Source organism: Formosa sp. Hel1_33_131 (assembly GCF_001735745.1).
Lineage (GTDB): Bacteria > Bacteroidota > Bacteroidia > Flavobacteriales > Flavobacteriaceae > Hel1-33-131.
Map to the genome: position 1 here is coordinate 2,631,435 of NZ_CP017260.1, position 11,560 is coordinate 2,642,994.

10 protein-coding genes are annotated in these 11,560 nt (G+C 36.8%); 3 read left to right on the forward strand and 7 right to left on the reverse strand.

Going from position 1 to position 11,560, the window contains the following annotated elements; translation table 11 throughout:
• The first annotated feature begins 5 nt into the window (after window positions 1–5).
• Window positions 6–1,202, forward strand: coding sequence for a DegT/DnrJ/EryC1/StrS family aminotransferase (locus FORMB_RS12295; protein ID WP_069677748.1), 1,197 nt, complete (start codon window positions 6–8; stop codon window positions 1,200–1,202).
• Here FORMB_RS12295 and ribB read toward each other — a convergent pair.
• The 5 genes from ribB to FORMB_RS12320 all read right to left on the reverse strand — a co-directional run bounded on the left by ribB (window position 1,199) and on the right by FORMB_RS12320 (window position 7,928).
• A complete protein-coding gene (gene ribB, locus FORMB_RS12300) occupies window positions 1,199–2,353 on the reverse strand; it encodes a 3,4-dihydroxy-2-butanone-4-phosphate synthase (protein WP_069677749.1) in 1,155 nt (384 codons plus the stop codon). The two genes, FORMB_RS12295 and ribB, sit on opposite strands and share 4 nt — an antisense overlap.
• A 44-nt stretch (window positions 2,354–2,397) precedes the next feature.
• The gene (locus FORMB_RS12305) at window positions 2,398–4,380 is read right to left on the reverse strand and encodes an LptF/LptG family permease (RefSeq protein WP_083243961.1); all 1,983 of its coding nucleotides are present in this window, start codon (window positions 4,378–4,380) and stop codon (window positions 2,398–2,400) included.
• A gap of 9 nt (window positions 4,381–4,389) precedes the next feature.
• A complete protein-coding gene (locus tag FORMB_RS12310; protein WP_069677750.1) occupies window positions 4,390–5,034 on the reverse strand; it encodes a LolA family protein in 645 nt (214 codons plus the stop codon).
• Between the two features lie 93 nt (window positions 5,035–5,127).
• Window positions 5,128–7,530, reverse strand: coding sequence for a DNA translocase FtsK (locus FORMB_RS12315; RefSeq protein WP_069677751.1), 2,403 nt, complete (start codon window positions 7,528–7,530; stop codon window positions 5,128–5,130).
• A gap of 113 nt (window positions 7,531–7,643) precedes the next feature.
• Window positions 7,644–7,928, reverse strand: coding sequence for a DUF3784 domain-containing protein (locus tag FORMB_RS12320; protein ID WP_069677752.1), 285 nt, complete (start codon window positions 7,926–7,928; stop codon window positions 7,644–7,646).
• A gap of 116 nt (window positions 7,929–8,044) precedes the next feature.
• Between FORMB_RS12320 and pdxH the strand changes: the two genes are divergently transcribed.
• Together pdxH and FORMB_RS12330 are read left to right on the forward strand one after the other, a co-directional pair.
• Window positions 8,045–8,692, forward strand: a complete 648-nt coding sequence (gene pdxH, locus FORMB_RS12325) for a pyridoxamine 5'-phosphate oxidase (protein WP_069677753.1) — start codon at window positions 8,045–8,047, stop codon at window positions 8,690–8,692.
• A 2-nt stretch (window positions 8,693–8,694) separates the two neighbouring features.
• Window positions 8,695–9,183 (forward strand): SixA phosphatase family protein, encoded by a 489-nt coding sequence (locus FORMB_RS12330; RefSeq protein ID WP_069677754.1) that lies wholly within the window; start codon window positions 8,695–8,697, stop codon window positions 9,181–9,183.
• An 8-nt stretch (window positions 9,184–9,191) separates the two neighbouring features.
• Here the strand turns inward: FORMB_RS12330 and FORMB_RS12335 are convergent, their stop codons facing one another.
• Together FORMB_RS12335 and dnaX are read right to left on the reverse strand one after the other, a co-directional pair.
• Window positions 9,192–9,773, reverse strand: a complete 582-nt coding sequence (locus tag FORMB_RS12335) for a tRNA-(ms[2]io[6]A)-hydroxylase (RefSeq protein ID WP_069677755.1) — start codon at window positions 9,771–9,773, stop codon at window positions 9,192–9,194.
• Window positions 9,774–9,776: 3 nt separating this feature from the next.
• Complete coding sequence (gene dnaX, locus FORMB_RS12340; RefSeq protein WP_069677756.1) at window positions 9,777–11,522, reverse strand: DNA polymerase III subunit gamma/tau; 1,746 nt, start codon at window positions 11,520–11,522, stop codon at window positions 9,777–9,779.
• Between the last annotated feature and the right edge of the window lie 38 nt (window positions 11,523–11,560).

Genomic DNA, 11,560 nt, shown 5'->3' on the forward strand with positions numbered 1-11,560 from the left:
CTACTATGCCCGGATTTGAACTATTTGGCGATGCCGAACGAAAAGAAGTAAATGATGTATTAGACAGTGGCGTTTTGATGCGCTATGGATTTGACGGTATGCGTCAAGGCCACTGGAAAGCAAAGGAATTAGAACACGCCATTCAATCTCGATTTGACGTAAAACATGCCCAACTCCTCTCAAGTGGAACGGCTGCGGTGAGTCTCGCATTGGCATCTGCAGGAGTGGGTGCTGGCGATGAAGTGATCATGCCATGCTTTACATTTGTAGCCAGTTTTGAAGCCATTCTTATGTTGGGAGCAACTCCAATTCTTGTGGATATAGATGATACTTTGACTTTGGATATCGAGGCTGTTAAATCGGCGGTTACACCAAAAACAAAAGCCATCATGTGTGTACACATGTGTGGAAGTATGGGGGATTTAGACGCTTTAAAACAGATATGCGATGCACATAATCTATTTCTTATAGAAGATGCCTGTCAAGCCATAGGAGGGACTTACAAAGGAAAAGCTTTGGGAGCTATTGGTGACTTGGGGTGTTTTTCATTTGATTATGTCAAAACAGTCACTTGTGGAGAGGGCGGAGTTGTCATTACCAATAACAAAGAATTTTATACCCATTCAGATCAATTTAGCGATCACGGACACGACCACCAAGGAAGTGATAGAGGAGCAGAAACCCATCCAATTTTAGGATATAATTTTCGTATCTCGGAATTAAATGCTGCTGTGGGGGTTGCACAATTCAGTCGTTTGGATGAATTTTTAGCGATTCAAAAAAAGCATTATACAATTATCAGAGACGAGTTGTCAAGTATAGAGGGCGTTACTTTTAGAACAGTTCCAGAAGGTGGAGAAGAAAGTTATGCGTTTTTAAACTTCTTTTTAGACGATTTAGAAACCGCTCGAAAGGTAAGTCAAGCGTTTAAGACCAATGGCATCGATGTGTGTTTTCATTATTTTGATAACAACTGGCATTACATCCGTAAATGGGACCATTTGACCACTCAAAAATCAGTGTTTCCACTAAGTCAAGAAGTCAAGGAAGGTTTGTCTTATTTAAAAGATAGAACTTTTGAAAAATCTGATCATTTTATAGGAAGAAATTTATCCTGTTTGATAAAATTATCTTGGACAGAAGCGGAGGTAAAGCAAAGAGCTTTAACCATGGCAAAACTGATTTGCGAAGTTACTGCTTAGTAATTGATATAGTCAACGATTTCTAAACCGTAACCTATAATCCCCACACGTTTGGTTTGTTCACTGTTGGATATAAGTCCTAACTTATGAATATTTAAATCGTGAAGAATTTGTGCGCCTATTCCAAAATCTTTGGAATCCATTCCAATACTTGGTGCTTTGGTGATGGTTCCTTTTTGTTGGGTATTTTTCACAATTTCCAAGCGCTTTAAAAGACTTGCAGGTTGACTGACCTGATTGATAAAAAGAATAGCCCCTTTTCCGTGCTTATTAATTAATTTAAACATACCATCCAGCTGTTGGTCAGCATCATTGGTCAGCGTTCCTAAAACATCGTTGTTAACTAGCGATGAATTGATACGTGTCGGAACCGTTTCGTCCGTACCCCAAGTTCCTTTGGTTAAGGCAATATGAACCGAATCATTTGTGGTTTGTTGATATGCTCTCAGTCTGAAATCTCCAAAACGTGTTTCTATTTGGAAGTCTTGTTTTTTCTTGATTAAAGAATCGTGCTCCATTCGGTAAGCCACTAAATCTTCAATAGAAATTATTTTTAAGTCAAATTTTTCAGCCACGATCCTTAAATCAGGTAAACGTGCCATGGAGCCATCATCTTTCAAAATTTCAACCAAGATTCCTGCAGGCTGTAACCCAGCTAAGCGTGCCAAATCTATGGCAGCTTCCGTATGACCTGTTCGACGCAATACGCCACCATTCTTAGCTTTTAAAGGAAAGATATGACCTGGACGCCCTAAATCGTGCGGCTTGGTATTTGAATCGACTAATGATTTAATCGTTTTAGAACGGTCTGACGTAGAAATACCTGTCGTACAGCCACTTCCAATCAAATCCACAGAAACTGTAAACTGAGTGTTGTGAAGCACTGTATTATTTTGAACCATCATGTTAAGACCTAACTCATCACATCTGGTTTCAGTAAGTGGTGCACAGATCAAACCACGTCCATGCAAAGCCATGAAATTGATCATTTCAGGCGTTACTTTTTCAGCAGCAGCAATAAAATCGCCTTCATTTTCTCTATTTTCATCATCAACTACAACAACTACTTTGCCTAATCGAATGTCATTAATAGCATCTTCGATACTGTTTAATTCAGTTTTTGATTGTGGTTTTTGTTCTGTAATCGACATTGTATTTTTATTTTTTGGTAAAGATATTATAAGTAATCCAATCGTTAGGATATTTTCAATAAATCTTCTTTCATCTTCTTAACAAAAAAGGGTCTGTAAAGAAAAAATAAAGGAATTCCTAAAATGATGAACACGAATGAATTCGTCAAAAATTTGATGGATAATAATTTATAAAAATCAGATTGATTGGAAGTTGTTTTTTGAAAGACGACCACAAAAAAGATAAGACTTAAAATGGCGATTCCATTCAGGATTTGACCCATAACTGGAATTCCGTTGTTGCTTAAAAAGGAGCCTCCAAAACCGAGGACGATTGTGAGGATATTTAATACAAGTGCTAGTTTAGAATTTTCTTTAAAATCAATATAAAGACGCAATGCATTTTCATAATTCTGGTTGGATAAATCACCACCCATTTTAAGTTCGAGTTCACTAATACCTCGTGTATTCAGAATTTTTAAGGCTGTTTGTTTGTAATTTAAAGAGAGTCCAAACTGTCGAAAATTTTTCACAATGTCAATCAATTTATGATTTTCAAAGTTGTCTAATTCAGACGTGTCTTCAGAAGTCAATTGTTGTACATCTACAATTTCACCATCTGATTTTGAGGTGACTAAATGTTTTAAAGGAATCAAAACGCTATCAAAATCAATCAATGCACGGTCTTTTGTAGCCCGATTTGTTAGATAGATACTAAAGGGGAGTAAAATTAGAGACGATAGCCAAGCTGCTACAACGGGATCGACACTACTATCTTCAGAACTATTTTTGGCAAAAAGTCCAATAAAATGATACGTTAAAAATATAAGAATCGCAATGATCAATGGAAGTCCAATTCCTCCTTTTCGAATCAAGGCTCCCAAAGGGGCACCTACAAAAAACAGGATGATACAAGAGAGGCCCAAGGCAAATTTATCATGAAATGCCACTACGTGTTTATTGACAGTCACTAGTGAATCTAACATGGTTTTTGACTTCGCTGTTAAATCCTTTTTGGCTGTTTTAGTAGTATTCAATGCCAAATCGATCAATTGAATACTTTTTCGTTCTTCGTATAAGTTTAATATATCCACTGTTTCAGTGATAGAATCCAGCTCGCTTAGTTTGTAATTAAGGTTTAAAGTATGCTGATTGGTACGCTTTAGCATCGTTTCTGAAAACGTTGTTAAAATACCCTCTCTCTTAATGTTTAAAGAGTCAATAGCGGTCTTTAAATCCACAACATTTAACATCGTATGCTTTGTGATGGTTTCCTTACTTTCAAAATCAATATCGTTGAATTGAGACACGTCAATATTGATGATGTACTTTTCAAATGTACTTTTTACTTGGGGTCTGTTTTTGGTACGCGTTGTATAATCTTTAGACTGAATTTCATCATAATAATTCCCATCAAAGAGCACGAGCTGTAATATGTCCGACGTTTCGTCACTAATAAACTCACCCGTATTTGCTTTAATGACAGTGAAATTTCCTGTAAAGGTTCCTTTTTTCTGATGAATAATAACATCTTTTAAAAACTCCCCATTTTCACCACTTTTTTCAGCAACCTTAATATTTATATCGTTTAGTTGATTGAACTGACCTTCGGCAATGGCCATCGCAGGTTTTACTTTGGCGATGTTGCGTCGAAGGCTGTAAAAATTAAATTCAGCAAACGGAATGACACTGTTTGCAAAGAAAAAACTAATCACCGCTAGAAATATTATAAAGACACTCAAACTCTTCATGGCACGTTGCAGTGAAATCCCTGTAGATTTCATGGCTGCGAACTCATAGTTCTCAGAAAAGCCTCCAAAAACCATTATGGATGCTAATAGAATTGTGAGGGGTAACACCAAGACTACAATTCGAGGAGATACATAGAGTAAGAATTTAAGAACGATCTCAATTTCTAAATCTTTCCCAGCGAGTTCTGAGATATATACCCAAACAGATTGTAATATAAAAATCATCATCAGAATCGTGAATACACTGAAAAATGTTTTTAAATAGGTGGTGAGTATGTAGCGGTCTAAAATTTTCAAAACGAAAGCTTAATCTAAATTATTGATAAAATAGTCACTGTATTTTGTAGCGTCAAACGTAAATAAAGTTTCAGACAAAGGTTGATTGGTTTTAAAAGCATTGATAGTTAATGTTGTTTTTGTAGCGTTACTTCCAATCTCGATCAAATTATACACATGTTTGGTATTTGTATCGATGCCTAACAATACATAGTTGATTTCCGTATTTGAATCGATGGGATCTAATTTGATGTATTGAATTTTACGACCTCTAATATTTTGAATAATATCCATTTTATAATTATAGCCTTCTTCATAAAATGAAAGCAATTGACTGGGAGTGATGGTATTTTCTTCTGCCGTATTTTGCTTAGAAATAGTCACTTCTTCATCTTCTGGACTGATGGTAATCAGTTTTTCACCGTCAAAAATTCTAGTGATTCCCAGAATATTCAATACATAGTTATCCCCCAACAAGGTGACATCGCCCCGTGTTTCTTGGTGAATGTTTTCTTCGTTATTGTCCAAGACATATTTAAATTCCAATACCATATTGTCGTAGCCATTCACCTTAGCACTCACTTCGTCTAAGAGCGTTTGGGCTTCAGGATCTCGGTTTTGTGCTTGACACATACCGATGCTCATGGTTAATATTAATACTAATAAATTTTTCATTTGTTTATACTTATTGCTTTTTAACGGTCAAATGTTTTCGCTATTCATTATTCTATTGAGCAATGATTCTTTGGACACGCTCGGTTCATATTTTTATGTAATTTCTTGATCTAATAATTGATTTAGGGCTAGAAAGTCGGGGACAAGTACTTGCCGTGCTTTACTGCCTTCAAACGGGCCAACAATTCCAGCGGCTTCTAGTTGGTCAATCAATCGCCCAGCTCTGTTGTATCCTAGTTTTAATTTACGTTGTAATAACGAAGCCGATCCTTGTTGAGCGGTTACAATCACTTCGGCAGCTTCTCTAAACAATTGATCTCTTTCGTTGATATTGTTATCAAGACTTGTGCCAGACTCTTCACTCACGTATTCTGGTAACAAATAAGCACTCGGATAGGCTTTTTGAGATCCAATATAATCGGTTAGTTTTTCTACTTCTGGTGTATCTACAAAAGCACATTGAATACGGACCATATCGTTTCCTTGGGTGTATAATAAATCTCCACGTCCTATCAACTGATCCGCTCCTGAACTGTCTAAAATGGTTCTAGAATCAATTTTTGAAGTCACTCTAAATGCAATACGCGCTGGGAAATTCGCTTTGATAATTCCTGTAATTACATTCACCGATGGGCGTTGAGTAGCTACAATCAAATGGATTCCAATCGCTCTGGCCAACTGTGCCAATCGGGCAATAGGCGTTTCAACTTCCTTACCAGCAGTCATAATTAAATCGGCAAATTCATCAACGACCAAAACGATATAAGGCAAAAACTTATGCCCATCGTTCGGGTTCAGTTTTCGTGCCTTAAATTTTTCGTTGTATTCTTTAATATTTCTACAAAACGCATTTTTAAGCATCTCATAACGATTGTCCATTTCAATACACAACGAGTTCAAAGTATTGATCACCTTGGTGTTATCAGTAATGATGGCATCCTCACTATCAGGAAGTTTTGCTAAATAATGACGTTCAATTTTATTAAAAAGTGTCAGTTCTACTTTCTTTGGATCGACCAAAACAAACTTAACCTCTGCGGGGTGTTTTTTGTACAATAAAGAGGTAAGAACTGCATTCAGTCCTACCGATTTTCCTTGACCAGTTGCACCCGCCATAAGTAGGTGAGGCATTTTAGCTAAATCCACGACAAAGGTTTCATTGCTAATTGTTTTTCCCAAAGCGATCGGAAGTTCCATTTCTGATTTTTGAAACTTCTGAGAGGCAATGACAGAATGCATAGATACAATCGTTGCATTTTTGTTTGGCACTTCAATACCAATTGTTCCTCGACCAGGAATTGGTGCAATAATTCGAATGCCCAATGCTGAAAGTGAAAGTGCAATATCGTCTTCTAAATTCTTTATTTTTGAGATACGCACTCCAGCTTCTGGAATGATTTCATATAATGTAACCGTTGGTCCAATCGTTGCTTTGATATTTGCAATCCCAATTTTATAATTGCTGAGCGTCTCAACAATTTTATTTTTATTTTCTTCTAGCTCTTCTTGATTGATGGTAATCCCTTCAGTATCGTACTTTTTAAGTAAATCTAAAGAAGGAAATTTAAACTTTGATAACTCCAACGTAGGATCAACCTCCCCAAAGTCTTCCACTAATTTTGCAGCAAGGTTATCGGTTTCAGACACCTCTTCAACACTGGCTTCAATTTTCATTTCTAAGGGCACTTCTTCTTGTTCTTCCTCTTCCTCGATACTGGGCTCTTCTGTAGGAGTATTCACTTCTAAAGTACTCGAAGAATCAATACTTGAATGGTTTGAAATTGTAGGTTCTAGGTTTTCTAAAGGAACTTCAAATGATGATTTTATAGGTTCATTTTCTTCAGTTCCGAGATCATCAACTAAAGAGTTAGAAGGTTGGTCTTCTTCAGATAATTCAGATTTAAGTTCGTTTTTAGTCCGTACAAAGAGGCGTGCAATTTGCTGTGGCCCGACCTTGAAACGCAAGGCGATGTACACAATAAAACAAAACAGCAATAATAGGGCAGTTCCTATTTTTCCTACATAGTCTTGTAGTAATATATTTAATTCAAATCCAATGACGCCTCCTAATTTTGGAGCCGTTTCAAATGCAAATCCAAATAACATAGATCCCCAAATAATCACAAGCGTTCCCCAGAACCAATTTCGCCATAAGCGTTTTTTGGAGGAGTTTGCCAATACTGAAATCCCGGATAGAAATAACAATCCAGAGAATATAAATGAAGAGATTCCAAATCCTTTGTATATAAGCAATTGACTGATCCAAGCACCTACTTTGCTAAGCCAGTTGTTGGTTTCTACAGTTCGGTTGGTGAAGTCGCCTAGAACACTTTGGTCACTTTCTCCCGTAAACAAATAGGAGAGGAGGGATATAAATAATAAGATTCCAAGAATTACTAAAAAACTCCCAAGCACCAATCGTTGAGAATTTGTGAGGGTGAAATTAAGTTTTGAGAACCGTTTTTGGGTAGTTTTAGTTGTTGATTTTCTAGCCATTGCTCTTTCGGAGGTTTTAACAAAAATACAAATTACTTGCGTTTATCCTATCAATGGACACTGTTTTGTTTTTAACAATATTTCACACCTAATTTATTTAAGGAATTGGTTTTTTATGGCTTGGGTTTTAAACGATTCGATTGAATGATAAGAACCGTAACTCCAAATATAACGATCCCACAGATTACGTATAAATGTGTTTTTTCGTCGATGGTTAAAAGCGATAGAATCCCTTCAACAATGAGAACGCTGAGCCCTGTTAAGACTAAATACTTTCGGGCGACCTGCGTTAGTTTGTCCATGTCTATTTTCTCTTTTTCTTCTTTTGATAGGGTGTTGTAACCAGCAATCAAATCAGAGTTATTCTTAACAAGAATTCCTGTTAAAATTAAAATCATTCCAGTAATTAGACTTCCATAGATTATAATACAATAATTAATTAGCACTCAAATTTAATAATTCAACTTCACAAAACTGTTTATATTTATGTAAATTTGAGCTTGAATATTATATTATGGAAAAAGACTTAGGGGACTACCGCAAATCCTACGATAAAGGAGCACTATTAGAAACAGCTATTTCAGACAATCCGATGGAATTGTTTCAGAAGTGGTTTCATGAAGTGGATGCGCATTTCCATCAAGACGAAACCAATGCCATGACCATTTCAACACTCGGGTTGGATGGCTACCCTAAAAACAGAGTTGTACTGTTGAAGAAATATACTTTTGAAGGCTTTATTTTTTATACAAATTACGAAAGCGAAAAAGGAAAAGCAATCACTGCCAATCCAAATGTCTGTCTCTCGTTTCATTGGGCAGCTGCCGAACGTCAGGTGATTATTAAAGGAACTGCCGAAAAAATAGCGGATAATCTTAGTGACGGCTATTTTGAATCGCGACCGAAAGGAAGTCAATTGGGAGCAATTGCCTCAAATCAAAGTTCTGTAATAGAGAATAGAGAAGTGTTGGAAACAAAATTAAAATCCTTAGAATCAGAATACGAAACCAAAGATATTCCCCGTCCTGAATTTTGGGGTGGATTTATGGTCAAGCCAATAGAAATTGAGTTTTGGCAGGGCAGAGCCAACCGACTTCATGACCGCATTCGTTACCAATTACAAGAAGACTATTCTTGGAAAATAGACCGTTTATCCCCTTAAATATGAAATCAATTGTTTTTATACGTCACGCAAAATCGTCCTGGAAATTCCGACTTGCAGACGAAAAGCGACCGCTCAATAAACGAGGGTTGTTTGATGCCGAATTTATGTCGTCTTTAGATATTGTAAAATCATTCCAACCCGATGCTGTGTTTTGTAGTACTGCGAAACGCACCCGAGAAACCTGTGATTTTTTCTTAAAATATGCTGTATCTACAGAAACACAAGTGCATTATTCAGATCAGTTGTACGATTTTAGTGGGCCAGGTTTAGAAGCATTTATCAACACGATCGATGCGAGTGTATCGAACGTCTTTATTTTTGGTCATAACAACGCATTAACAGCCATTGTAAATACTAAAGGTGATCAGTATATAGAAAATATTCCTACCTGTGGAATTGTTAAAATTAATTTCAAAACCAACCGATGGAGTGAGTGTTCAAATGGGGTTGTGGAATATAAGTTATTTCCTAAAAATCTAAATCCTTAAAAGTAGAACTACCCGTGAATGGATTCGGTGACGCTTAATGTTTTCATAATCTCTGCTTCGAATTCTAAGAGAGCCTCCCATTTTTGATCCACTTCTTTGCGCTCGCCATATTGTCTTGCAAATCCTAAAAATGAGCTGTAATGATTCGCTTCGCTAATCATTAATTTTCTGTAAAATTTAGCAAGTTTCTTATCTTCTAAATGTTCAGACAACAGTCGGAAGCGTTCACAGCTCCTGGCTTCAATCAACGCTGCCAAAAGTAAACGATGTACCAATTGTGTGGTGCGACTGCCTCCTTTTGGGAAAAACTGCAATAGTTTTGACACATAGGCATCTTTTCGATCGCGCCCTAAAGTGAAGCCACGCTCTAAGATGAGATCGTGCACCATTTTGAAATGACTCATTTCCTCTTCTACCAAAGCAATCATTTCTTGCACCAACTCCGTATATTCAGGGAAACTCACAATTAATGAAATGGCAGTACTGGCCGCTTTTTGTTCACAAAAGGCATGGTCCGATAAAATTTCTTCTAAATTCTTTTCAGCGATGTTTACCCATCTCGGGTCTGACGGTAACTTTAGTCCAAGCATAAATTATAAATCTAAATCAAAGGTTTTACGTAAAAGCTCAACGTGTATGTTTTTCTCTACTAATTTTTGATACTTATCTTCTGGAGTGTATGCATATTGTTTCTCCAGGGTTTCATTGACAATGATGTCTAACGAAATTGAGAAATTATTAACGGCTTTTCGTAAGTATTGTAACAACTCAAATTGCTGACGTTCCACTTCGATTTTATTGGTGGTATTTGGAAACTCCAATCGAATGGTATTTTCGTTGATGAGTTTTGGCGTATCAATCTGAAGAATTGCTGCTAAATTGTATTTTCCGTCCGCTTCTAATTTCGTTACAAAAATATTCCAAAATTTGATAAGCGTTTCTAAGGTAAACGCATCGTTTGGCAGATCTTCTTCATCAACCGTGACTTCCATCAGTTTAATTTGGTGCTCCTTTTTCTTTCGAATGCTACTGAGCGACAGTCCAGAAGTGGGGCGTTGTGTGCTACTAATGACGGGGATGGGTAATTCCTTTTTAGGATAGGGAGTTTTTGGCTCCTCTACTTTTTCAGCAACCGCTGGAATTTCTTTCGCTGGGTATTTCGAAGGTTCTTGAGTTGGTGTTTCTGGAGCCACAACCGGTCGAGTGACTTTAACTTCAGGAATGTTATTGGATCTGAAGTAAGATGCGGGAATTATGAATCCGCTAGGCTTTTTTTTTTCTCCATCAAAAGTGATAGAGGCAAGCTGCATGAGACAAAGTTCGACCAACAGTCGCTGGTTTTTACTCGTTTTATATTTCAGATCACAATCGTTTGCAAGTTCAATACCTTGAATCAAAAAGGCTTGTGAGGTGATCTCCGATTGTGTTTTATAGATGGCTTTTGTATCATCGCCCACTTCTAACAATTCAATAGTTTGAGGTGTTTTAGAAACCAATAAATCTCTAAAATGAGATGCCAAGCCTGTTATAAAATGTTGACCATCAAATCCTTTGGAAAGGATATGGTTAAAATGCAATAGTAAATCTGGAATTTTATTGGCTAAAATTAAATCAGTGGCTTCAAAAAAGGTGTCGTAATCTAAAACGTTTAGATTTTCTGTGACCGCTTGACGGGTTAGGTTTTTACCAGAAAAACTAACAACTCTGTCAAATATCGAAAGGGCATCTCTCATGGCGCCATCTGCTTTTTGAGCGATGATGTGTAAGGCATCATCTTCTGCAGTAATTCCTTGTTCTTCAGCAATGATCTTCAAATAATTTTTAGCGTCTGTGACCGTAATTCTTTTAAAATCAAAAATCTGACAACGCGATAAAATCGTTGGAATGATCTTGTGCTTTTCAGTAGTCGCTAAAATAAAAATACAATGTTTTGGGGGCTCTTCTAAGGTCTTTAGAAAGGCATTAAAAGCCGAAGGCGATAACATATGTACTTCATCAATGATATATACTTTGTAGTTTCCTACCTGTGGGGGAATCCGAACTTGATCTGTAAGACTTCTAATATCATCTACAGAATTGTTAGAGGCAGCATCTAATTCAAAAATATTAAAGGCGAAATCTTCATTTTTATGTTCAGCACCTTCACTGTTAATCATTTTGGCAAGAATCCGCGCGCAAGTGGTTTTACCAACGCCTCTCGGACCTGTAAACAGCAAAGCTTGTGCGAGGTGATTTTGATCAATGGCGTTTTTTAGCGTATTGGTAATTGCAGACTGACCCACTACATCTTTAAATGTTTGAGGTCTGTATTTTAATGCCGATACAATAAATGGTTCCATAAAAATCTTATTGAAACAAATTTAAATATTCATGGCCG

Coding starts and splice junctions, on each gene's coding strand:
- FORMB_RS12330 (WP_069677754.1), top strand. CDS start 8,695: ATGAAATCAATTGTTTTTATACGTCACGCAAAATCGTCCTGGAAATTC.
- ribB (WP_069677749.1), bottom strand. CDS start 2,353: ATGTCGATTACAGAACAAAAACCACAATCAAAAACTGAATTAAACAGT.
- FORMB_RS12310 (WP_069677750.1), bottom strand. CDS start 5,034: ATGAAAAATTTATTAGTATTAATATTAACCATGAGCATCGGTATGTGT.
- FORMB_RS12295 (WP_069677748.1), top strand. CDS start 6: ATGCCCGGATTTGAACTATTTGGCGATGCCGAACGAAAAGAAGTAAAT.
- dnaX (WP_069677756.1), bottom strand. CDS start 11,522: ATGGAACCATTTATTGTATCGGCATTAAAATACAGACCTCAAACATTT.
- FORMB_RS12315 (WP_069677751.1), bottom strand. CDS start 7,530: ATGGCTAGAAAATCAACAACTAAAACTACCCAAAAACGGTTCTCAAAA.
- FORMB_RS12320 (WP_069677752.1), bottom strand. CDS start 7,928: ATGATTTTAATTTTAACAGGAATTCTTGTTAAGAATAACTCTGATTTG.
- pdxH (WP_069677753.1), top strand. CDS start 8,045: ATGGAAAAAGACTTAGGGGACTACCGCAAATCCTACGATAAAGGAGCA.
- FORMB_RS12335 (WP_069677755.1), bottom strand. CDS start 9,773: ATGCTTGGACTAAAGTTACCGTCAGACCCGAGATGGGTAAACATCGCT.